This is a genomic window from Kitasatospora purpeofusca (genome assembly GCF_000718025.1).
GTDB lineage: Bacteria > Actinomycetota > Actinomycetes > Streptomycetales > Streptomycetaceae > Kitasatospora > Kitasatospora purpeofusca.
This window is the reverse complement of sequence record NZ_JODS01000029.1, coordinates 73,979-100,666: the sequence shown is the minus strand read 5'-3', so window position 1 is coordinate 100,666 and position 26,688 is coordinate 73,979. Positions and strand designations below refer to the sequence as shown.

Below are 26,688 nucleotides of genomic sequence, written 5' to 3'. Positions count from 1 at the left end.
CGGCCCGACCACACGCACAACCGGAAACGGCAGGCAGTCCCCGTGGCCCACTCCTCGATCGAGGTCAACGAATCGACCGCGCGGTTCTTCACGATCATCACCGGCATGCCCTGGCCGGAGGTTCGTGAGGGGGACCTGCGCGAGGTCCGGGACGCCTACGAGCAGTTGGCCACGGAACTGCCGGAGCTGCGGGCGCTGATCGAGAAGGTGGCGATCTCCTGCGCCCGGCAGTTCAAGGGCCAGGCCGCCGTCACCTTCGCGTACCAGATGAACTCCTTCATCGGCCGGTCCGCCACCGGCGCGAAGTCCGGCGAGGACTACGTCTCGGCGGCGGCCAAGACCGCCAAGGCGTTGGCGAACTGCGCCGGCGACGTGGCCAACACGGTCGAGTACACCAAGTGGATGGCCATCGCCCAGCTGGTGCAGCTGATGATCGAGATCGCGCTGGCGATCCTCTGGGCGCCGTTCAGCTTCGGCACCAGCCTGTCCGGACTGGTGCTCAAGAAGCTGCTCACCAAGGCCGCGCTCACGGCCCTGATGAAGTACCTGCTCAAGACGATCGCGATGCACACCTTCTCGGGCATCGTCGGCGGTCTGCTGATGGACGGCATCATCCAGAACCTCCAGATCGGCCAGGGCAACCGCAAGGAGATCGACAAGGAGCTCCAGAAGCAGGCGGTGCTGTTCGGCGTCATCGGCGGCATCCTCGGCGGTCCGCTGGACCTGCTCGGCCTGGGCCTGGGCAAGCTGCTGGGACGGCTGCTCGGCAAGAGCGGCGGCCGGCTGCTCGCCGACAAGCTCAGCGACTACCTGGTCGGCGGCGAGCTGAAGAGCCTCAAGGGCACCCTGAAGATCGCCGCCGAGGCCGCCGCCAAGGCCGGCGAGAAGGGCCCGCTCGGCGTGATCGGCAAGGAGACCTCGAAGGGGCTCGCCGACCAGGCCCTGAAGAAGGCGGAGGCCAGGGCGTTCGCCCGGGACCTCGGCAGCCTGATCGAGGCGTCCACCGAGCAGCTCCAGGCGGGCTTCGGGAAGACCACGCAGGGCTCGCTCTCCTCGACCTTCGTCAAGGAGATGGAGAAGACCTTCGTCAAGCACCTCGGGGAGCAGCTCGGGAAGAAGGAGGCCGGGGCGCTCGGCCGCGAGCTGGGCGAGAAGTTCGCCGAGAAGTGGGTCGGCAAGGCGCAGCAGACCGTCGTGGCCCGGGGCGCGGCCAGCGAGGGCCTCAAGGACGCGCTGGGCGCCGTCCTGGAGGGCAATGCCGGAAAGGGACTGACGAGTCATCAGATCAGTGCGCTGGGCAAGCACTTGCCGGACCTCGCCGACGGTCTGACCCAGGGCAACAAGATGTTCCAGCTCGGCCTGGCGCTCGGCAACTACGTCCAGTCCGGCACCCAGAACGTGCTCAGCGAGGGCTTCTACAACCTCATCTTCGGCGAGAACCACGAGTTCACCGTGACCGCGGGCAGCTTCGTCGGCGGCATGATGACCGCGATGATGGGCCACGTCATGCACCTCGGCTCGGCGCCGCTGATGCACCGCTACGCAGACTGGGTCCAGCAGACCCAGTTCCAGGCGGTCAAGGAGGGGGAGGGCAAGTACTTCCCGCTCTACCACCCGATCACCTTCGCCGCGCTCGCCACCATGGCGTCCGGCAAGATCGTGCCCTTCCCGGTGCCCCGGATGGGCCACCCGGAGGCCTTCGAGTTCGCCAAGAGCTTCCGGATCAACTCGCTGGACGACGTCGCGAAAGGTATGTCGCACGCCTCGGGCATGGACATCAAGACCCCGGCGGCCGACCACGAGGTGGCCGAGTGGATGCAGCAACTGCTGCCCTACGTCGACTTCCTGGCGGAGGAGCGCGGCGACCACTCGCTGTCCCTGCTGGAGACCCTGACCCGGACCGTCGGCGGCAGCACCGACACCCTGGTGCCGGTCCACGACGAGCCCTCGGCGCGGTCCGAGCAGGGCGGGAAGAAGGCCGGAGAGGAGACCGCCCCCGCGACGCCGGTCAAGGTCCAGTCGGAGGACGCCCCGGCCGTCGCGCCGAAGCCGCGCACGCCGGACGCCGAGCAGAAGGCGTCGGAGCAGCGGACCCCGGAGCAGCGGACCTCGGACCAGCGCACCCCGGAGCAGAAGGGTTCGGAGCAGAAGGCGCCGGACCGCAGGCCCGGGGAGGGACCGGGCCAGGACGCGCCGAAGACGAGCACCTCGGGCCGGCAGCGGCCGGTGCCCCCGGTCGCGACCGAGTCCTCGGCCGACACGCTGACGGCCCCCCGGAACCGGAGCGCTGCCACGAACACCGCCGCCCACACCCTGCCCGCCACCGCGACGGCGACGGCCACCGCCCCCGGCGGCCCCGGCCGCACCACGACCGCCTCCGGGCCCGCCGCCGACCGCACCACCCCCGACCACACGCCGAACCGCGTCCCGGACCACGACGCGCAGCCGCCCGTCGCACCGCGGACCAGCAGCCCCGCCTCGCCGCTGCTCGGCCAGGACACCACCGCCCCCCGTGCCTCCGACCGGACCGACACCTCGGCGCAGCCGCCCCGGACCGGGGCCTCCGACCTCACCTCGCAGCCCCGTACGCTCGGCCGGGACGAGACCGACCCGCCCCTCGCGCCGCACGACGGGACCGGGACCCACCCCCTTCCCCCGCACGAGCGGCCGCTCGCGCCGACGGTCCCCGTGCCGCTCGCCGGCTCCCTCGTCGAGCTCCGCCCGAACCCGGACACCCGGCGGGTCGAGCCGCTCGCCTACCTCCGGATCGAGGGCGCGCCCGAGCCGCCCCCGCTGCGCCCGTACGAGGTCCGGCGCGGCCGCTCGCTGAACGGCGACCCGGTCACCGAACTCGTCCTGCGGCTGCACCTCGACCACACCGACGTGCCGCCGGGCCAGGCCGGCTGGGTCACCGTGCTGCGCGAGCGCGTCGGCCTGGCCGTGAACGCCGCCTACAACCTCGGGCACCGACTGCCCGACGGCAGCCGGCTCCAGGTGCGGGTCGAGTTCGCCGACTCGGCCGCCAAGGCCGACCACACCGTGAAGGTGCACCGGGACGCCGTCGACCAGGACGCGGCCAACTGGGGCCTGCGGGCCGGTCGGGAGGTGATCGGGCACGAGCTGGGGCGCGTCCTCGGCCTGGTCGAGGGCCCGCGCGACCTCCACCGCGTTCCGGGAGCCGACCGCACCGCCGTCGACTGGCCGCGCCGCCTGCGCACCGTCGGCGACACCGTCGACGAGGCCTTCACCCCCGAGCACGCCGCCGACCACACGCCCGTCCCACCGCGGATCGCGGGCCGGGTCCGCGACGCCGCGCTGTACGGCGAGGACGGCGGTAGCGGCACCGGTGGCTCCCTGCTGCGCCCCTCCGTCGAGGCGGCGTTCGCCGGACAGCTCCGCACCAACGCCAACGACACCGTCCGGCTGCCGGCCCCGGACGGCTCCGGCGCGCAGCCCCGGACGTTCTTCCCCCGGCACTGGACCGTCGACCAGATCGTGTACGCCGTCGAGCAGGCGCACCTGGACTCCCGGCGCCGCGGCACCGACGACTCCTCGCCGGTGTGGACGGGCGAGTACGCCGGTGTGACGATCACCGGCACCCAGCGGGACGGCGCGGTCACCGGGTTCCGACCGCACCAGGAGCAGGGCGACGCGGCGCCGCCCCCGTACGCCCCGCGGCGGCCGCTCCCGCCGCACCCGGGCGACCTCCCGCCGCTGCGGAACACGGTGCCCGACGGCGGCGGACCCGTCGAGCTCTCGGCGCCCTGGCGCCCCGGTGGCGACGACCTCCCGACGGTCCTGCGGCCGACGACGGACGGCACCGAGGACCACGACACCACGACGCTCCCGGCGAACGACACGGCCCCCGCGCAGTACCCGCTCTCCGGCTGGCAGTCCGCGGGCCCGGGCGGCCGCATCCCGGATCCGCTCCGCCCGCCCCGGGTGTCGGGCGACCTGCGGCAGTCGGTGCTGTCCAACGACACGGTGCGGGTCTTCTCCGGGCGGCGGTCGCCGGGCATCGAGCCGGGCGCACCGATCGAGGCCTTCCCCTCGCGCTGGCACCGCGACCTCACGGACCCCGGCACGGTGTACTACCCGACCACCTGGACCGTCACCGATGTGGCGGCCCACGTGGACACGGCGGTGCGTACCTCGGGGGAGCATTACCCGCAGCCCGACGGCTCCGTCCTGGTGGTCGGTCAGTCGGGCGGCGTCCGGATCGAAGCCGTGTTCGGCCCGGACGGCGGCCTGCTGGCCCACCGCCCGTCCCCGTGGCAGACGGACGCCCAGCACACCGAGGGCGTCGACGTCCGGGTGCCCGAGCTCGGACACGTCCGGATGCGCCGGGACCGGACGGCCGACGGCGCCGAGGTCCTGCGGATCACCGCCCGGGTCCGCCTGGTGGGCGACGAGCAGAGCGGCCCGGCCGACCTCTGGACGGCCCGGACGGCCCTGGAGGACGACGTCGCCGGCTATCTGGCCGGGCACCAGGACTTCAGCGACACCAGGCTCGACTTCCGGCTGGAGTTCACCACCGACCAGGACGCCACCGAGGTCCGGATCGGCCCCGGGGCGAACCTCACCGTCCTGGGCGCCCTGCCCCGGCTGCGCGACGCGGCGGGCGCCCACGACCTTGGCATGGTCCTGGAGCGGATGCCCGAGCAGCCGCCGGAGGCGCCGTGGACGGTGTCGGGCGCGGCCCTGGTCGACGTGCCGAGGCAGCATTTCACCGACGCGGCGTGGGAGCGCCCGACGGCGGGCCGCAACCTGCCGGACGAGTGGACCGACGCCGAGGCCCGCTACGCCGCGCACCGGATCCGGGCCACGGGGCGGACCGTGGACGCCGGCCCGGTGCCGCCGGGCGGCATGGACCGGCCGGTGCTGCACCACGGCGAGTTCGCCGGGGTGAGGCTCACCGTCCGGGTGCAGGACGGCCTGATCACCGACTTCTGGGCCGATCCGGACCAGCGGACGCCGCGCCAGCTGACCGCGCCGGTCACCGAACCGCACCAGGTCCTGGGGACCCGCCAGGTCGTGCCCCCGACTGACGCCTTCGACCGCGGCCTGGAGGCGCGGTGGACCCAGGGGTTCGAGGTGACCCGGGTCCGGCTGCCCGACGGCGACACCGAGTCCGTGATCACCGTCCGGGTGCGCCTGGACACCACGGACCTGCCCCTGGTGGAGCGGCGCACCGCCGAACGGTTCGGACAACTGCTCGACCGGGCCCGGGCCGGGATGGCGGCGACCTACGACGTCGGCCAGCGGCTGCCCAACGGTGACCGGCTGCGGGCGCGGATCGAGTTCGTCACCGACCCCGCCGCCGCGCACCACACCGTGAAGATCAACCCGACCCCGGGGCGGGACAACCACCGCACCTGGAGTCTCGACACCGGGGCCGATGTCATCGCCCACGAGGTCGGCCACCTGTTCGGCCTCCCGGACGAGTACCGCGAGGCGTCGTGGAGCAGCCGTCCGGTCTACCTCGACGGCGGACTGATGGCGTCCCGGGCCCGGGACGCGGACCACGGCCTGATCGCGGTCGACCAGGACCACCAGTCCAGGGGCAACTACTCCGTCGACCCGCACCAGGTCCTGCCCGCGCGCAACCTGCGGCAACTGGGCGCGGTCATCGACCTCGCCTTCGGCGCCGACCGCGGACCCGCCCCGGACGCCACCCACCCGCCGCGGCCGCAGGTGAACGAGGACACGCTGCGCACCGCGCTGTACGGCGACGGGCGCGGCGGCGGCCACCTGTTCCCGCCGCCGGGGTCCGACCGGCCGCGGCCGGCCAGGGTCCCGGGCTCCGAGAACAGCAACGGCACCTTCCGGGTGCTCGACGCCCCGGCCACCGAGGTGACGACGGACCGCCGGTCGACGGAGACCGAGCGGCAGGCCGGGGACCTGGCGACCGGCCGGGCCCCCCGGACCGCCGACTTCACCGCCTCCCTTCCCCCCAGGCCCGGAACCCCCGAGGCCGCACCCGCACCCGCTCCCCGGGCCGGCGACCGCCACCGCACGATGTTCCCCGAGCACTGGACGTCCGACGACGCGGTGTACGCGACCGAGCAGGCGTACCAGCACGCGCTGCGCCGGGGCCCGGAGGCGTTCACCGAGGTCGCCCCCGGCGTCCGGACCTTCACCGGCGAGTACGGCGGGGTGAGGATCGAGGGCCGGGTCGAGAACCGGACCGAGTTCCGGCCTGCGAACCCGGCCGAGAACCGGCGCGGCGGCCGGGTCGAGGTGGTGGAGATCGTCTCCTTCCGCCCGTCCGACGACCAGAGTGGCCTCGGTGCCGCTCCGCACCTGCCGTGGCGCCCCTCCGAGGGCGCATTCGGCCGGCGCGTCGAGGACCTGGTGCGCTACGGCGACCGGCAGACCCTCACCGGCCTGCACCACCGGCCGGTTGACACGGCCAACGCGGTGCACGGGATCGACATCGGCCAACCGGTGCACACCAACCCCAACGGGACCTACCGCGCCCCGGTCTGGTTCCTCGACCCCGTCGCCTCCCCGGGCTCAAGGCTGGCGGAGTTCGACTCCCGCTGGCACCGGCGCGCGGACGCACCGGACAACATGTTCTACCCCCGGGACTGGGACCCGCTGCGGGTTCTCGACGCCGTCGACTCCGCCTACCGGCGCTCGACCGACCGGCGCACCGTGAACGGCGCCGTCCACTGGACCGGCGTGGCCGACGGCGTCCGGATCGAGGGCATCACCCGGGACGGGCGGCACCTGATCCACCGTCCGGCGGACGACCAGCCCGGCGCGCCGGCGGCGTCCGGGCAGCGCTCCTACCCGCTCACCGAGCCGGCGGCGTCCGGCACCGGCACCCGCCCGGCGACGGTGGCCCGGCCGTTCTCCGACCCGGTGGCGGCCGACGTGGTCAGCCCGTCCCTGCGGCCCGACGCGGGCCGGGGCCTGCCGCCGCAGTGGACGCGGGAGGAGATGATCCGCGCGGCCGTCCGCGGCGAGCAGATCGGATCCGAGCGGCGGGTGGGGGCCGAGCTGGTCCGGCAGGTGCGGTTCGGCGACGTCCTGATCACCGTGGTCCGGGACTGGAACAGCTACCAGATCATCGACTTCCGGGCCGCGGACGGGCACACCCCGCCGCCCCAGGGCTCCCGGCCGCTGCCGGCACGCGGTGCCGGGCGTCCGACCGCCGCGGGCGGCGAGGGCTTGCTGCTGCACCGCCCCGGCTCGGACGAGGGCTCCGAGCAGGACCTCGGCTCGCCGGGCGGCCACAGCCGCTCCGACGCCGACGAGGACATGGAGTCGTACCCGGACACGGACGACGAGACCTCCTCCCGGGCCGACACCCTGGACCTGATCTCCGACGACGAGCCGATGGACTGGGAGGACGGCTCCGACGCCGGTTCCGGCCGCCGCTCCGAGGACATGGACGCGGACGAGTACGCCGACCTGCTGATGGACCTGGACGAAATACTGCCGGTGCGGCCGGTCCGCCCGGCCCACGAGGCGCCCGCACCGGACCTCGGCCTCTCCGCAGTCCTCGACCCGGTCGAGGTCACGGCGCCCGCGAACCGGGCGCTGCACAGCAGCGAGGCCACGTGGCAGCGCCGCTTCCAGGCCGCCCGCGCCTTCCTGCTGGACGGCTCACCGGCGGTCGAGGCCGTGGTCCGGATCCACCTCGACACCTCCGCGCTGCCCGCGGACCGGGACCACACCGCGGCGCTGGACGCCCTGCGCGGGCGCGCCCGGCTCGGCCTCGGCGAGTACTACAACACCGGCCACCGGCTGCCCGGCGGCGATGCCCTGGTGGTGCGGGTCGAGTTCGTCGACGATCCCGCCGTCGCCCACCACCGGGTCCGGGTCGAGGAGGGGGATGTCCGTGAGCACAGCGACCTCTGGGGTCTGGACACGGACCGCGCCACCCTCGCCCACGAGATCGGACACCTCTTCGGCCTGCCCGACGAGTACCGCGAGCGCCGACTGTTCGAGGAGACACTCGACGAGAACGCCGACCTCGTGGTGGTCTCGCACGAGGTCCGGCCCCGGGCGGTGTACACCGACGCCGGGCTGATGGCCGGCGCCCTGGCGGCCCGGGGCCGGGCCCGCGTCGACATGGACGCGGGCGTCAACCCGGACGGCACCCCGATGCGGTTCGCCCTGATGCCGCGCAATCTGCGGGAGCTGGGGGCGGTGATCGAGCAGGCGCTCGGTCCGGTGCAGCCGGTGCCGAACGCTCACGACCTGCCGCACCGCGCGTCCTTCGACCTGGACGCCCGGCAGACCTCGCTGTTCGGCGGGCGGCGGAACCCGGGCGGGCACCTGCTGCCGCCGACCGGCTCGGACCGGCCGGGCCCGGAGCGGGTGGTGCGGGTGGAGCGCAACGGCGTCGTGGTCGCCGACTTCCCCACGGACGCGGCGCTGCCGCCGTCCCGGCGGCCGGCCACCTCCTCCTCCGCCGGTGACCTGCTGGGCGAGGGCGGCCTGCTCGGTGTCGGGCCGGCGTTCCGCCGGATGTTCCCGCGCAACTGGACCAGCGAGGACGCGGTGTACGCGGCCGAGCAGGCGTACCTGCACGCGCTGGCCAACGACGGGGTGGTCCCGCTGGGTGGTGCCCGCCGGCGCTGGACCGGCGAGTACGCCGGGGTGCGGATCGAGGGCGAGGTCCGCGGCGACACCTTCCTGTCCTTCCGCCCCGCCGACACCCAGCCCGACATCGACCCGCCCCTGAACGCCCCGCACCGGCTCACCCCCGACGACCCGGCCCAGGGTTTCGGCGCCTTCGGCCAGCGCGCCGAGGACATCGTCCGCTACGGCGACCGGCAGCACCTCACCGGCCTGCACCACGAACTGAACCCCGGACACGTCACCGATCCGGCGAACACCCTCCGGGCCCACGGCGTCCGGGTGGTCGAGACCAGCCCGCCGATCCATAACGGCACCTACCGGGCCCGGGTCGCCTTCCTCGACCCCAACGTCGCCCCGAACTCCCCGCTCGCCGAGCTCCCGACCCGCTGGCGCTTCCGCCACAACGCCGACGGCGGCAGCGGCCGCACCATGTACCCGCAGGCCTGGCGGTCCGAGGAACTGCTGACCCGGGTCGACGAGGCGCACGCCAGTGTCCCGGCCGAGCGCCGGGTCTACCTGGACGACGGCCGGACGTACTACTGGACCGGCGAGGCCGCCGGCGTCCGGATCGAGGGGCTCTCCCGCGACGGCGCCCACCTGGCCCACCGCCCGGCCGACGCCCAGCCGATGACCGACTGGAACCAGCGGCGGGTGCTGCGCACCTCCCAGGACACCGCGACCTGGCTGGGCGACCGTCCGCTGTCCGTCTCCCGGGTGCTGTTCGACTCCGGGCAGGAGGGCCTGCGGATCACCGTGCCCGTGCGCACCGTCGTCGAGGGCCCGGTGACGCCCGAGTACCGGGCGTTCGCCGAGGAGCACGTCCAGCAGCGGGTGAACGACTACGTCCGGGACCGGACGCTGGAGACCGCGGGCCCGGACGGGGTGCCGCCGAGGCTGGTCGCCGTCGTCCTCGACTTCACCCCCGGACGTCCGGACGTCTTCTCCGGCGTGCTGGTGCGCCCCGGCTCGGCGTCGGACGTGTCGGACGTCCTGGGCCCGCTGGCCTTCCAGGGCCAGGAGCAGGTGTTCAACTCGCTGGTCGCCGCCCTGGACGGCCTCGCCACCCCGCACGCCGACCTGGTCGCCCAGCAGGGCGCCCCCCGCGTCCCGGCCGACCTGCGCGAACCCGGCCCGCTGCGGCCGGGCGAGCGCCGGCCCGCCACGCTGCCCGGCTGGGACCAGCAGACCGCGACCCGACTGCGCGGCCTGGATGTGCGGTTCAGCCAGGAGGCGATAGCCGCCGAACCGCGGAACCTGCCCGTCACGCACAGCCTTCCCCGGGAGTGGACCGCCCTCGACACGCGCTGGGTCGCGCTGCAGGTCCTCGACGAGCACGAGATGCTGAACGGCTCGACCCTGACCGAGGTCGTCCACGGTTCCTACGACGGTGTGGACCTCGCGGTCCACGTCGAGGACGGGCAGATCGTCCTGGTCACCGGTGTCGGCGACCAGCGCGACCTCCCCCAGCTGCACGTTCCGCCGCTCGGCGGGGAGGCCGCGGCCCACCCCGCCCCCGTGCTCGCCCCGCAGCGGCGCGCGCCGTACTCCTCCGGTTCGGACGGGCACTCCGCGCCCACGACCCCGGGCGGAGACGGCAACGCCCTGCCGCGGACCCCGGGCGACGACGGTGACTCCCGGCCCACGACGCCGGGCGGAGACGACAACGCCCTGCCCACCACCCCCGGCTACTGGCCCACGATGCCCGGCCACGACGAGTTCGGCCGCCCCACCACCCCCGGACAGGACGAGTCCACGCTGCCCAGGACCCCGGGCCGGGACGAGGACCTGGACATGGACGTGGACCCGGACCCGTACCGGGACTCCGACGAGGAGATGGAGTCGGTGGACGGCTCCGACGCCGGCCGCCGCTCCATGGACACGGACAGCGACACCCGCAGCGACACCGACACCGACACCGACATGGACGGCCCGGCGGCCGGGGTGCGCCCGGCGTACGAGGCCCCGGCACCGGACCTGCGGATCGCCCGGGTCCTGCGGACCACCGACGTCGAGGCGCCCGCCGACCCGGCGCTGCACAGCAGCACCGCCACCGTGCACCGGCTCTTCCAGGCCGGCCGGGCCGTCCTGCTGGACGGCTCGCCGGCGGTCGAGGTCGTGGTGCGGATTCACCTCGACACCTCGGAGCTGCCGGCCGGTCAGGATCACACTGCCGCGCTGCGGGACCTGCGGGCTCGCGCCCGGCGCGGTGTCGACGACTACTACAACACCGGTCACCGGCTGCCCGAGGGCGATGTCCTGGTGGTGCGGGTCGAGTTCGTCGACGACCCCGACGCCGCGCACCACGAGGTCGAGGTCCGGATTTCGGAGCCGGGAGAGCCGCCGATCCGCGAGCACTCCGGCCTCTGGAGCCTGGACACGGACCGCACCGTCCTGGCCCACGAGCTCGGCCACCTGCTCGGTCTGCCCGACGAGTACCGGGAGCGGCGTGTCCGCGAGGAGACGGTCGACGAGGACGGCAACACCGTCGTCGTCGAACCCGGGATCCGCCCCCGGCCCTCGTACCCCGACGCCGGGCTGATGGGCGGCACCCACGCCGGCAACAACCGGGTCCGGTTCGACCAGGACGCCGGAATCCTCACCGACGGCACCGACATCCGCTTCGCCCTCCAGCCGCGGAACCTGCGGGAGTTGGGCGCGGTGATCGAGCAGGCGCTGGGTCCGGTGCGGGTGGTGCCGAACGCGCACGACCTGCCGGGTCGGGCGTCGTTCGGTCTGGATGCCCGGCAGTCCTCGCTGTTCGGGGGGACGAGGAATCCGGGCGGGCATCTGCTGCCGCCTGTCGGTTCCGACCGCCCGGCGCCCGAGCGGGTGGTGCGGGTGGAGCGCAACGGCGTCGTGGTCGCCGAGTTCTCCGGTGACAACGCCGTCCCGCGCGCCCGGCGGGTGGACACGCAGTCCGCCGCCGGTGACCTGCTGACCACCGGTGCGGTCCGGCGCCGGATGTTCCCGCGCAACTGGACGAGCGAGGACGCGGTGTACGCGGCCGAGCAGGCGTACCTGAACGCGCTCGGCACCGACCAGGTGGTCCACCTCGGCGGGAGCCGCCGCCGCTGGACCGGTGAGTACGCGGGCGTGCGGATCGAGGGCGAGGTCCGCGGTGACACCTTCCTGTCCTTCCGCCCCGCCGACACCCAGCCCGACACCGACCCGCCCCGCAACGCCCCGCACCGGCCCGACCCGCTGGCCCTCACCGGGCACGACCCGGCCCGCAGCGACAACCCGGCCCAGGGCTTCGGTGCCTTCGGCCAGCGCGCCGAGGACGTCGCCCGCTACGGCGACCGGCAGCACCTCACCGGCCTGCACCACGAGCTCGACCCGGACCTGTCCGGCGGGGAGAACGCGCTCCGGGCGCACGGCGCCCGGGTCGTCGAGACCATGCCCCCGGCCCACAACGGCACCTACCGGGCCCGGGTCGCCTTCCTCGACCCGACCGTCGCGCCGAACTCCCCGCTGGCCGACTTCCCGACCCGCTGGCGGGTCCGGGACTCCGACGACGGCCTGCGCACCATGTACCCGCGCGCCTGGTCCTCGGCGGACCTGCTGCGGCGGGTCGACGCGGCACACGACGGCGTCCCCGCCGAGCGCCGGGTGTACCTGGAGGACGGCCGGACGTACTACTGGGTCGGCGAGGCCGACGGGGTCCGGATCGAGGGCCTCTCCCGGGACGGCGCCCACCTGGCCCACCGCCCCACCGAGGACCAGCCGACGCCGCCGCTGCGGGCCTGGGACGACCTCCGGGCGCGCCACACCGTCCGCGGCGAGGACGTCGACCTCGACGGCCGCACCGTCACCGTCTCCCGGGTGCTGTTCGACTCCGGGCAGCTCGGCCTGGAGATCACCCTCCCCGTCCAGGTGTCCGTCGAGGGCGGCCTGACCCGCCCGCAGCAGGTTGCCGCCCAGGGCGAGCTCCAGCGCCGGGTGAACGCCTACGTCGACCACCGGGTGCGGGAGACCGCGGACGCCGACGGGATGCCGGAGGTGCTGGTCGCCGTCCGCCTCGACTTCAGCGACGAGCACCCGGACCCCTTCGCCCGGGTGATCGTCGACCACGACGCCCTGCCCGACCCGGACGATCCGGCGGCGGTCGACACCGCCCACAGCCTCCGCCACCTGTTGGGCCCGCTTGCCCACTGGGCCGACGCGGACGTGTTCAACGAGACGGCCGCCCGGCTGGAGGAGGAGGCACCCACCCGGGTCGACCTCCTCGCGGACCTGCACGCCGCCGGGGGCGCCCCCCGCGTCCCCGCCGACCTGCGCGAGCCCGGCCCGCTGCGGCCGGGCGAGCAGCGGCCCGCCGTGACCGCGGGCACCGACGCGGCGACCCGGCGGGCCGTGGAGGCGATGGACTTCCGGTTCAGTCGGGCGGCGGTCGACCTCGACCCGCGCACCCTCCCCGCCGACCAGAGCCTGCCCCGCGAGTGGACCGCCCGCGACGCGCGCTGGGCCGTCACCCAGCTCGTCGACCGCGCCGGGATCCGCCCGACCGAGAGCAGTGTCGTCCTCGACGAGTTCCGCGGCGTCCTGCTGGAGATCGACGTCGTGGACGGCCGGATCGCCGGCTACCGCGGCATCGGCGACCAGCGGGGCCTCCCGCAGCTGCACGTCCCCCCGCAGACCCACCCCGCCGGCCCGGCCCACGCCCCCGTGCTGCTCACGCCCGGCGCCGACGGCCCGGTGCTGGAGGCACCCGACCCGGTCGGGCTGCTGCGGGCGGTCGTCGACGGGCACCCCGACGGCCTCCGCGAGTACTTCGGGCTGCCCGAGAACGTCCCGTCGGCGGAGGTGCACCGGCTGATGATGGCGGAGGTGGCCGAGTACCTCCAGCGGACCCGGCCCGAGGACCTCCCGCGCGACGTCGTGGCCGGCTTCCGCCCGGACCTGGAGCCGGACTCCGGGACGGCGAACGCCCTGCGCGGCCTGCGGCACGGACTCCTGGACTGGGACCCCGCGCGCGACGGCGACGGCGGACTCGGCGGGGCACTCGCCCCGCTGCTGGCGCACACCTTCCGGGTGCGGATGGTCGTGGTCGACGAGGCCGGAGCGGTCATCGCCGGGTTCGGCCCGCACGACACCGCCGACCAGGTCGTCCTGCGCGACGACACCCCGGCGGCCGCCCCGGTGCGGGAGACCGAGGCCCCGCCGCTGACCGACCTGGCGGCCCCGACGCCGCCCGCCCCGTCCGCCCACCTCGACGGACCGGGCCGTCGGGCCACCGTGGTCGGGGAACGCGTCCGCCAGGACGGCGTCCGCGAACTGATCCTCGGCCACCTCGACACCGCCGTGGAACCCGGCGCCCCGCTCTCCCGGTTCCCGTCCCGCTGGTGGTCCTCCGGGGACCCCCGCGGACCCCTGACCTATCCCGAGCACTGGAGCGACGAAATGATCGCCGAGGCCGCCCGCACGGTCGCGGCACGACCGGACCGGCGGCTCGACCTCGGGGACGGCCGCGCCCGCTTCTTCGGCGTCCACGACGGGCTGGCGATCACCGGGATCTCCCGGGGCGACGAGGTCCTCGTGCACGGCCCGGCCGACGGTCGACCCGACAGCAGTACCCCGGACTGGGCCGACTCCCGCCAGCTCTACCTCTCGGAGGAGGCGGAGGTCGAGCTGGGCGGCGTCCGGTTCGGCGCCCGGTGGGGCCTGGTCGACAGCGGCCACGAGGTGCACCTGCTCATCCTTCCCGTCCACCTCGACACCACCGGGCTGACGCCCGAGCAGGCCCAGTCCGTGCGGGACCGGCTGACGGACCACGTCGAGAGCATGTTCGAGAACTCGACCGACCGCCGGCAGCTGCGGGCGACCCTGGAGTTCACCGACCAGCCGCAGGAAGCCGCCTGGCACTTCGGCCTCGGCGGCATCACCCTCCCGGACGCGCTCCAGCCGGAGCACGGGAGCAGGCTGCTCGATGCGTTGTTCGACGCCACCGAGGGCGTCCGGGACGGGGTGGACCGCGACTCGGCGGCCATGCTGCGGTTCCCGGACCCCCAGGACCCGCCGACCGCCCCCGACCCGTTGGAGCCGCCGGCGGCCCCCTACAACCGGGGCCTGTTCGAACCCCAGGCCCTGGTGCACGGCGGCCTCGGCCTGCCCCGGGAATGGCGGGTCGAGGAGCGCCACCACGCCGCCCAGCAGGTGCTGCTGGAGAGCGACCACCACCGGCGACGCAACCGGACGGAGGCGATCGTCGAGGGCGAGTTCGCCGGCGTCCGGATGCGGCTGTGGGTCGAGAACGGCCGGATCGTCAACTACCACGCCGCGCCCGGGCAGCGCCTCGGCGACCAGGCTTCGGCCGCCCCGGCGCCCGCGCCCGGGCGGGTGCTGCGCACGGTCGAGGTGCGGCCGCCCGACACCGGGACGCCCGGGGGCAGGTTCCTGTCCTCCCTGCAGGCCCAGCGGATTCAGGCCTTCGAGGCGCAACGGGTGGTGGATCACGACGGTGACACCCGGACCGTCCTGACCGTCCGGGTGCACCTCGACACCGACGGCGTGACCAGCACCGGAGTCCGGCGTACCTGGGAGCTCGAACACCTGCGGCTTTCCGCCGAGACGGGTCTGCGTCAGGTCTACGACCAGGGCCAGCGGCTGCCCGACGGCTCCCGGCTGGAGGTGGCCGTCCGGTTCGTCGAGGCGACCGACGAGCCGCACCACACCGTCGAACTCTGGGACGGCTCCCCCGCGGAGGACAGCGGGAACTGGGGGGTGGAGAGCGATCCGCGGGTGATCGCCCACGAGGTCGGCCACCTGCTCGGACTGGACGACGAGTACCGCCGGCCCGGCACCGGCCCGCGCCCCGTCTACCCGGGGCTCGGGCTGATGAGCTCCGCCTCGCTGGACAAATTCGGCCGGGTGTCGGTCGACTCCGCCCACCCCCGGCAGGACAACGGCACCGCCATGCCTGAGGCGGCCGTGCGGCCGCACAACCTCGACCAGCTGGGCGCGGTGCTCGACCGGGCCTTCGGCACACCCCCGGAGGCGACCCCGCCCGGTACGCAGCCGCGGCGGGCGGAGTTCGCCGAGGACGCCCGCCGGACCTCCCTGGAGGACGGGCCGGACGGCCGGGGCGGGCACCTGCCCGCGCCGCCCGCCTCCGGACGCCGCCGGCTGCCGCCGGTGCCCGGCTCGCAGAACCCCAACGGCACCTACCGGACCGACGTCGGCGCTCTTGCGGACGGCCGCCGCTCCGGCGACCGGTACCGGACGATGTTCCCGGACCACTGGGACGCCGACGACGCGGTGTACGGCGCGAAGCAGGCGTACCTGGACGCCCGGCGGACCAACGGCGTCAGCGGCCCGGTCGGCGGCCGGCAGCGGTGGACCGGCGAGTACGGCGGCGTGCGGATCGAGGGCGAGATCCTGGGCGGCGAGTTCACCTGGTTCCGGCCCTCCGACAACCAGCACGGACTCGAGGCGGCCACGTTCGTCCCCCAGCTCCGGGTCACGCCCTTCGGCCACCGGGTCGACGAACTGAACCGCTACGGCGACCGGCACACGCTCACCGGCTTCCACAACGACCGACCCGGTCCGGCCGTCCTCGCCGAGCGCGGCCTGCACGTCGGGCCCGACCTGTCGACGAACCCCAACGGCACCCGGAGGGCACACGCCTACTTCCTGGACCCGACCGTCGCACCGGGCTCGCCGATGAGCCGTTTCCCGTCCCGCTGGCACCGCCGCGCCGACGAGCAGGGGCACACCTTCTACCCGAAGGACTGGGGCCCCGAGGACACCCTGGAGCGGGTGGACCACGCCTACCGGAACCGGACGAGCTCGACGGAGCTGCCCGACGGCAGCGTGCACTGGACCGGCCGGTCCAGGGGTGTCCGGATCGAGGGCATCGTCCGGGACGGCCAGCACCTCGCCCACCGGCCGGTCGACGACCAGCAGGCGGCCGGCCCGGCCGGCGACCCGCCCGCGTCCACGCTCAGGGCCCCCGTCACCCCCGGCACCGGTGAGCGTCCGCCGACGCGCACCCGCGAGGAGGACGAGAACCCGACGGAGTACACGCCGCCGTTCCACGAGGACCTCGCCGAGGACGCCGGGCGCCGCCTGCCGCCCGAGTGGGCCGAGGCCGAGCGCCGGCACGCGGCCCGGATGGTCGCGAGCGAGTCGGACGGCCCGAACGGCCCGTTCGAGGGCGAGTTCGCCGGTGTCCGGATCCGGGTGACGCTGCGGAACGGGCGGATCACCGACTACGAAGGAGTCCCCGGCCAGGAGTTCGCCGACCAGCGCCGGCGGCCCCCGGCCGCGCAGCGGCCGCCCCTGCAGGCGCTGCACCCCTCCGGGTCGCAGCCCCACGAGCAGCCGCACCAGCAGGTCGACGACGCGGCCTCGGACACCTCCATGGACGCCCACTCGGACACCTCCATGGACGGGGCCGAGTCCTTCCTCGACCACATCACCGGCTCCCGGGAGGTCAGGCCGCCGGCGGACTTCTTCCGCCAGACCGTCTCCGCCGCCGCCCTGCGCGGCTACGAGGCCCGGCGCGGCTTCCTGGAGAACGGTGAACCCGCCACCGAACTCGTGGTGCGGATCCACCTGCTGCCGGCCCTGCTGTCCGACACCCCCGGCATGGAATTCGACCGCCGCTCCACGGACTCGGAGAGCGACTACGACCACGACGCACCGACCGAGCAGTTCACGCCCGAGGAAATGGACCGGGTGATGGAGAACGCCTGGCAGGGCGTCGAGGAGGTGCTCAACATCGGCCACCGGCTGCCCAACGGCGACGTGCTGCTGGTCCGCCCCGAGTTCGTCGACCACATGGACGACGAGAACCACCACATCCACATCATCGACCTCCACCGCACCATGCCCAGGGAGAACCACGAGGCCTGGTCCCTCGACTCCGCGCCGCACGTCGTGGCCCACGAGATCGGCCACCTGCTCGGCCTGCCCGACGAGTACCGCGAACGGCACCGCCGCAACCCCGTCCACACCGACGCCCGGCTGATGGGCTCCGACAGCGTGGAGCACGGCCGGGTCTCCGCCGACCAGCAGGCCGGGATCGGCGGCACCCGGGCACCGGGCCGCGGCACCCTGGCCCCGCGCAATCTGCGCGACCTGGGCGCCGCCGTCGACGGCGCGTTCGGCACCCAGCCGTCCCGCCTCGGCGACGGCGGCGGGCAGCCACCACGGGCCTCCTTCGGCCCGGACGCCCGGCAGACCTCGCTCTACGGCGACCGGCACAACCCCGGCGGCCACCTGATCCCGCCGCCCGGCTCGGACCGTCCCCGGCCGACCGGCGTGATCGGGCGGCACCCGAACGGCGTCCTGCACGTCGAGTTCGAGGCCGCGCCGACCGGCCGCGGCGGCACCAGGCGCGCCGCCGACATCGGCCTCGTCGGCGACTCCGGAGACCTGCACAGCTCCGACACGGCCGTCCGGCGGCGGATGTTCCCGCAGCACTGGACCGAGGACGACGCGCTGTACGCCGCCGAACAGGCCTACCTCGACGCCCGCCGCCACGGCCGGATCGTCCCGACCGGGGGCGGCGGCCACCGATGGACCGGCGAGTACCACGGCGTACGGATCGAGGGCCGGATCCGGGCCGGGGAGTTCCTCGACTTCCGGCCGTCCGACAGCCAGCCCGACCAGGACGGCCAGCCGCCCGTGCCGACGCGTCACCGCCCCGCGGCCAGGGCCTGGGACGGACTCTCCGACCTGTCCCCCCAGTCCCACCCGGACATCCCCGCGACCGCGCCGTCGCGGCCCGCCGGCCTGCAGCGCTACGGGCAGCGCGCCCAGGACGTCGCCCGCTACGGCGACCGGCAGAGCATGACCGGCCCCCACCACGAGCCCGCCCTGTTCCAGAACGCCGACCTCCCCGACTGGCAGCGCCGGCGCGGCGTCGAGGTCTTCGAACGCGGCCCGGCGGCGCCCAACGGCACCTACCGGGCCCGGGTGCGCTTCCTCGACGCGACCGTAGCCCCGGACAGCCCGCTCGCCGCGTTCCGCAACCACTGGCGCGAGCCGCGGGAGACCCACGGCCGCACGATGTTCCCGCGCACCTGGACGCGCCCGATGCTCCTCGACGCCGTCGAGACCGCGCACCGCTCCGCGTACACCCGGGTCCGGGTCGACGAGCGGACCTACCGCTGGATCGGCGAGGCGGGCGGCGTCCGCATCGAGGGCCTCTCCCGGGACGGCCAGCACCTCGCCTACCGGCCGTCCGACCGGCAACCCGGTCCGGTCCTCGCCCACTGGGACCCGGCCCGGGTGACGGGTGCCGGCGGGACCGTCGAGCTGCCCGTCGGCGGCGCCCGGCTGCTGGCCCGGCGGGTGCTCTTCGACTCCGGTCAGCACGGCCTCGACGTCACCGTCCCGCTCCACCTGACGGCCGACCCGGGCACCACGCCCCAGCAGGTCCGGGACTTCGCCCTCCGGGTGAACGCCGCGGCCGCGCAGGCCTGGGCCCAGCACGGCCAGGGCGGGCAGCCCCTGCTCGTCAACGTCAACGTGGTGCCGGTGGCCGACCCCGCGGGTGCCCTCCGCAGCATCGGCGTCCAGGCTGCCAACTCCCTGGGCCTGCACGGCCTGCTGGGCCCGCTGGCCCCCGCGCCCGGCTGGAACCGCCCGGACGCCCTGTTCCCCGGCCTGTTCCGGGCCGCCTCGCCGGTGAACGCCTTCACCCACGAGGCGTTCCCGCTGCACGGCCCCACCGCGCTGCGCGAACCCGGCCCCCTGCGGCCGGACGAGCGGACCCCCGTCGGCACACCGGACCTGGACGTCGGCACTCTCCGGCCGGACTTCACCGCCCGGGCCTGGAACGACCCGGCCGGCCCCGGCCTGCCGCGCGAGTGGTCCGCCGACGACGCCCGCAACGCCGCCGCCACCGTGCTCGTCCAGCTGCGCGCGGCCGGGCAGCACGTGCCGGACGACGGCGTCGTCCAGGACACCGTCGGCGGGGTCGTGGTCCACGTCCGCCGCGAGGGCGGCCTGATCGCCGAGTACTGGGGCCGACCCGGCCAGCAGGACTCCCGCCAGCACTCCACCCCCGGCAACGGGAGCGTCCTCGGCCCGCGGCACACCCCGCAGGTCGAGGGGGAGGCCCCGGAGGCCGGTTCGCCGCTGCTGCGCGCCCTCGTCGAGGAGGACCCGCAACTGCTGCGGGAGCTGTTCGGCGACACGGAGGGCGAGCGGCTCGCCGCCGACCCGCCCGCCGCCGAGCGGGCACTGCGCGAGCTGGTCCAGCAGCGGTTCCGGGACAACCCGGAGCTGGCGCGGGAGGCGCACGAGCTCTACACCGTCTGGGCCCGCGGGCTGGGGAACGAGCCGGCGGACTGGCAGCCCTTCGTCGAGGACCTCCAGCGGGAGATCACCGCCTGGCACGAGGACGGGGGCGGCGCGATCGATCCCCGCGCCGTCCGCGACGCCTTCGCCGTGCTCACCGCCACCGCGCTGGACCTCCGGGTCACGCTGGTGGACGTCGGCGACAACCGGTTGGCGGTCGCCGAGTTCGGCCCCGCGAACGGCCGCCGGATCACGTTGGACCACACCGAGCGGGAGGGCTACTCGACCGTCGCCGCCGCCGAGCGGCGGCACGAGCAGGAGCGCCTCGACCGGCAGCGGCGGGACGCCCTGGAGGACCAGGAGCAGGAGCGGCTCGACCGGGAGCGGCGGGAGGCCGAGCAGGAGCTGACCGAGGAGGACCTGCAGCGGATCCGCACGAACGCCGCGGGCAAGGCCAAGGCCCCCACGACGGTCGACGAGAGCGACGGCGTCGCCAGTAGCGCTGTGCCGGAGAACCCCGTCCACGGCAAGCGGGCGGCCGACGACGACATGCCGGAGATCCGTCGGCGGATCAAGGCGATGGAGGACGCCGAGACCGCGAAGAAGGCGGAGACGAAGGGGGAGAGCTCGGGCAGCAAGCCGTCGAAGCCCCCGCGCACGGACGAGGAGCAGCAGAAGGCTCCGTCCGAGGAGAAGGAGGAGCAGCAGAAGGCCCCGTCCGAGGACAAGGAGCAGCAGAAGACCTCGTCCGAGGACAAGGAGCAGCAGAAGACCCCGTCCAAGAGCGAGATCGAGGAGCTGCCCCCGCCGAAGGTCGAGCCCGTCGTGGTGGCGTCCTCCTCCAGGACCGACGAGCGGACACCGGTGCTGCCGCCGCGGACCGTCACCGAGTCCGGCGTGCTCTCCGGCTCGCACATGGTGACCGGCATCGGCGAGCCCAGCAGCACGCTGGTCGTCAACCTCGCCGCGCGGATCGCCCACGTCCTCCCCGAGGGGACCCCCAACCGGCAGGCCCTGGCCAGGTCGCTCGCGGAGACCCTGTTCAGCGACTCCGGCCTGCGCGCCCAGGTGTCCTCCCTCTCCCGGGGAGAGGTCCTGCACATCCCGGTCGGGACCGACGCCCGGCAGGGCACCGTCACCGTCCGCGGCGAGGTCGCGGACCTGGTGCACCGGGGCAAGGACAAGACGAAGGAGAAGTTCGAGTACGAGGGCGGCAGCGACCGCGTCGTGACGCTCGGCACGACCACGGGCGGCCGCAAGCGGCTCGGGCTCGGACTGCAGGGGCGGTTCGACTTCTTCAAGCTGCTCAGGCTCCAGGGCTCCGGCGGGGTCCAGGGCGACCTGATGTCCTGGGAGGGCCTGACCACCCGGGCGCGGTTCTTCTCCCGGTCCAAGACCACCGAGCGGACCGAGATGTTCGACGGCCAACTGCGCCTGGAGGTCGGCTACCAGCCGGCCGGCCGGCGGGGGACGGAGGACCTGTCGGTCCGCGTGGACCCGGCGGCCGCGAACGTCGTGACGACGCCGATCGAGGTCGGCATCCCGCAGCGCGAGACCCGGGCCTCCGCCGACGACCTCGACGCCGCGCACCTCGCCTGGCCGGACACCTTCGACCAGGCCCGCCGGACCCAGCCGCGGCTGCACCTGTCCCACGTCATGCTGGACGTCCACGCCAAGGGCCTGCCGCGGCTGCGCGCCACGCCGGGCGAGGACGCGGGCGGCAGTGTGGAGATGCAGGACCTGAGCACCCCGCCCGGCCGGCCGCTGCCGCGGCAGGTCATGGCGGGCGTGGTCGACCTGCTCGCCGGGAACGCCGAGGTCAGGGCGGCGCTCGGGAGCGACCGCAGGTCGCTGTCCGACCGGCTCGTGGCGGAGTTCGGCTACCAGCGCCTCCAGCAGGACTTCAAGGGCATGACCAACGGCGAGTCCGTCGTCCTCCGGATCCCCGGCAGCGACGTCCGGATCGAGGTGAAGGCCGCCAACCGCGAACTCAACGTCCTGGCCCTCACCAAGGAGACCGAGTTCAACACCGGCGCGGGCGACATGGTCACCAGGCTCCGGCGGAAGGTCGTGAGCGGGCTCCGGCAGCTCCAGGGCGGCGGCCGGATCAGCCTCGACGACCGCAATGTCAACGCCTCCTACGGCGGCCGGAAGGGGTCGGACACGATCCACATCTCCGGCCGGACGCTGGAGACCGCGGTCACCACCAAGACCAAGGAACCCGGCGCGATCCTCGACGGCGACGGCTACCTGGAGGTCGCGGTCCACCAGGGCGACCGGCAGCTCGGCGACGCCGTCGAGATCCCGGTCGGGTTCCGCACGGTCATGCCGCAGTCCGACCTGCTGACGCCGCCGCAGCACGACTCGGACACGGCCAGGGCCGCGGTGGCCAGGCTCGTCGAGAACCGTCTGCCGGAGTCCACGGTCGTCCGCGACATCGGCTCCGTCGACAAGCTGCGGACCGACCTGGAGGTGGCCGGCAAGGACTACTACGGGAGCCTCTGGCCGACCGTGCGGGACGAGGTGATGCAGCTCGTCACCCAGCCCGCGCTGGCGTCCCGGCTCAGCGCGATGACCCGCGGGGACCGGTTCGAGCTGAACTCCTTCGACCAGAGCAAGCCGGGCGTCCTCAGGGACACGGTGCTGGGCCGCAACCTCAAGGTGACCGTCACCGCCACGCTCGTGGATCCGGCGTACCTCAGGCAGAGCGCCAGCGCCGACCTCAGCCGGCAGAACGAGACCAGCACCTTCAGCTCGGAGCGCCGGCAGACCGGGAAGCACAAGGTCACGCAGGGCGGCATCGGCTTCCCCATGGTCGCCGACCAGCCCTACGGCAACGCGGACCTCAGCTGGCAGGAGCGGGTCCGGGTCGGCACCCGCGACTCCGCCGGGGACAAGCTCTACGCGAACAGCAAGATCCGCGACGCGCAGGACATCTTCGGCGGCCGGGTGGTACTGACCGTGACCCTGGAGGGCAGGGGCGCTCCACGCCCTGTGGAGGGGGACTTCAGTACCGAGTTCAGCGTGCGCGCCCCGAAGGCCGAACTGCCGCAGGAGCCGCACCTGCGGACCCACACCGTCCTGCCGCGCAACCAGCTCAGCGCCTCCTCGGTGGTCTCGTTCAAGGACCTGCCCGACGGGCGGAGCGGGGGCGGCCAGGTGCTCACCGACGTCCGCGCCGCCCTGCAGAAGCGCTTCGCCGCGCGCGGGGGCGTCTCCCGGCAGCTGGAGCGCGTCCTCGCCGAGGAACTCGGGCCGCGGACGCTCCAGGCCAACCTGTCCCAGCTCACCCGGGGCGGGGTGCTCAAGGTGCCGGTCGGCGGCGCCGGCTGGTCGGCCGAGGTGATCGTCCGGGCCAGGCTGCGGGAGGCCCCCGTGCTGCGCCGCGAGGTGAACGACGCCGAGATCGAGGTCGGCACGCAGAACCGGACCGGTCACGGCGTCTCCTACGACCAGCGGGACCGCATCACCGGCACCGTCGGCCTGAGCGGCAAGCCCGGCTCGGACGGCAAGCGCGTGCTGACGGTCGACTACTCCTACCGGCACGACTCGGCGACCGGCATCGCCCTGGAGACCGCGGGCAGCACCGTGAACCGGGCGAAGAACGTGTCGCGGGCCTCCGTGTCCGACGCCGACGCCGTGTTCGAGGTGGAGATCCGGGGCTGGACGGGCGGTCTGATCCCCAGCACGACGAAGCTCCACGAGATCCGGGCGGCGGCGGAGGTCATCACCCCGCAGTACAGCCCGGTGGAAGCGCCGCGCGCCGTCCCGGACCGCATCTGGCAGACGCACCGGCTCGGGTCCTCGGACGTCGTCACCAATGTGTTCGTGCCGGAGGCGGTGAACAACGGCCCGGCGTCGTCCCGCGGGAGCACCGGACCGGTGCCCTCCGACCGGAACTCCGGCGCGGGGCACGTCAACGAGAACAGCGCCGGCGGGAACAGCCTCGGCGCGGACAGCCTGGGGACGAACAACACCAGCACGAACACCATCGTCGCCAACAGCGCCGTCGCGAACAGCGCCGGGACGAACGGCGGCAACGGGAACACCGGCGCCAGGACCCGCGACTTCGCCGAGGCCCTGCTGCGCTCGGCGGGCGACCCGGGGGAGTTCGGCGGGCGGAACATCACCAAGTGGCTGGACGGCGTGGGCCGGTCCGGCCTCCGGCAGAAGCTCTACGACACCCTCACCCCGAACACCCTGCACGACCAGCTCAAGGCCATGATGTCGGGCCGGGAGCTCGTGGTCTCCGACGGCGGCGTGACCGTCCGGATCGGCGCGTCCGTCCGCCGGCTGGCCCACACCGGCAGCACCACGACCACCGAGTTCAACACCGGTACGCAGACCGAGCAAACCCACTCGGCGGCCGACGGAGCGACCGGCGGCGGGGCGGGCTCCGGCCACCAGCTGCGCACCACGCTGGGCGTCAACGGCGGTGCCTGGTACGCGGGCGGGGCGCTGACCGCGTCCACCGGCCACGACACCCAGGAGACCTGGTCCAACCGCGCGGGCTCCGGCAACACCACCAAGGTGAAGCCCAAGAACGCGAGCATCTTCTCCGGTGAGGCGGACCTGCACTTCAGGGTCGAGTGGAAGGAACCGGTCGGCACGACGCCCCCGTTCGTGATGGCCACCAAGCACGCGTACTTCCGGCGGCCGCTCGGCATGGAGGTGGTCGTCGACATCGCCGAGACGAGGGCGCAGGCGCCGGTCGGCGCCCAGGCCAACCCGGGCAACGTCTTCGACTCCGCGACCGCGCCGCGCGGGGCCGAACTGCGCGGACTCACCGACCACACGGCGGCGGACAATGTGGTCCGGATCCCGCCGGACCGGGTGTGGACGCACGGGCTGGTCGACACGGACGTGGTGCGGACGGCCGACATGGGGCCGGACGCGCGGCAGCAACTGACGGCCGGGGCGAAGGAGTTCCTGGGCGCGGACGCCTGGGACCGGATCCGGGGCATGGTGGACCGGATGATCGACCCGGTGGCGCTGGCGAGCCGCCTCAGCACCCCGCTCACCCCGCACACTCCGCCCACCCCGCCCACCCCGCACGCTTCGGGCGAGAACGAGGGCCGGGCCCCCGTGCAGGGGGAACCGACGGTCACCCACGGCCCCGGGAACTCCACCCTGCGGATCGGCCCGCCCGATCTGGCCGGCGACGTGCGGGTGGAGGTGCGGGTGAAGGTCAAGCAGCTGGAGTTCGTCCGGACCGACGCGGAGTCGGAGTCCAACCCGACCAACACGACCTCGGTCACCGACGGGGCCAACTCCCAGCGCACGGTCCAGGCGGCGCTGCGCGTCACCGGCGGTGCCAAGGGAGAGATCAACGAGTACGTCGGCGGGCGCGGCGGCGCCTACGCCGACGGCGCCTACCAGTACCGGACCGACCTCGCGACCGGCGAGGGCGGCCAGGTCGTGAACAACGCCAAGATCAAGACCGACACCGCGCGGTACCGGGGCTTCGCCGAGGTGGAGGTGCTCTACCACAAGGACGGGGAGGTGCTCCCGCGCAAGGAGCTCATGGCGATCGAGATCGACATCCCCGTCGACAACGTCAAGGGCAGCACCGACGTCCCGTCCGGCGGCTACCTGCGGTTCGACGAGGGCACGCCCGACGGTGAGCTCCTGCTGCACGGCGCGCCGACCACGGCGGTGCGGTCGGTCGCGGACGCGCTGAGGCTCGACCCGGACGCCCCCGCCGACCGCGCCCGGATCCTGGGCGTCGGCCACGTCGCCCGGGAACTGCTCGCCGGGTCCCTCACCACCGAGGGCGACCGGGCCGTGCGGTGGCTGCGGGGCCTGGACCGGATGCTCGTCCTCGCCGGGGACGAGTCGAACGGCGGGGCCTTCGAGCACCTCCGCCGGGTGCGGGACGGCGGGACGGTGACGGCGGAGGAACGGCGCCGGCTCCAGGACCTGACCGAGCAGTCCGGCGAGGACCCCGACCTGTCGGCGGCGGACCTCAACGCCCGCTGGAACACCGAAGGCACGCACCAGCCCGGGGACCTGAGCCTGCGAGAGCCGTCGGCCGGCCCGGATCCGACGATCCGGCTGGCGGCCGACGCCCGCAGTACCGGCGAGATGAACAGGCTGCTGGAGGAGGTCCGGCAGCGGGTCCTCGGTGCCGAGGGCGACGCGCCGCAGCGGGTGGAGGTCACCCTGGACGTCCCGGCCGACCGGGCCACCAGGGAGGCCGACCGCTTGGAGCGGCGGCTGCGCGGGGTGCTCCGGACGACGCCGCGCGAGGTGGACGTGGTCATCGTGACCACCACCGCCCAGGTCCGGCGTCCGGCGCCGGACGGCTCGGAGCCCGAGGGCGGGCCCGGGCCCGTGGGCGGCGTCCGGAGCTTCCGGGTCGGCCCGCCGTCGCGGGACGCGGGGGAGCAGGTGCAGCACGAGCAGGTGCAGCAGGTGGAGCAGGTACAGGTACAGGTACAGGTACAGGTACAGCAGGAGCAGGTACAGCAGGTACAGGTACAGCACGAGCAGCAGGTGCAGCAGGAGCAGGTACAGGTACAGCACGAGCAGCAGGCACAGCAGGAGCAGGCACAGGTGGAGCAGATTCCGCCGGTCGTCCAGGTCCCGTCCGGGCAGGTTCCGTTGCTGCAGACTCCGCCCCCGCCCCCGCCGCGTCGCGCGTCGGCGGAGGAACTGCCGCACACCTCGGAGGACGAGCACCTGACCTCGGAGTCGGAGTCCGACACGTCGTCGCTGAACAGTTCGAACGACGACACGCCGGACCTGGGACCGGTTGCCGACGAGTGGATGCCCGGCTTCGGGGCATCGGCGTTGCGCAACCTTCCCCGGCGACTCGGACCTGTCGGAGCCGGCGCACGAGCGTGA

The 26,688-nt window shown here is 74.4% G+C and carries 1 protein-coding gene; it reads left to right on the top strand.

From position 1 onward, the window contains the following. The first annotated feature begins 42 nt into the window (after nucleotides 1-42). A complete protein-coding gene (locus IF01_RS42575; protein ID WP_037781828.1) occupies nucleotides 43-26,688 on the top strand; it encodes an EndoU domain-containing protein in 26,646 nt (8,881 codons plus the stop codon).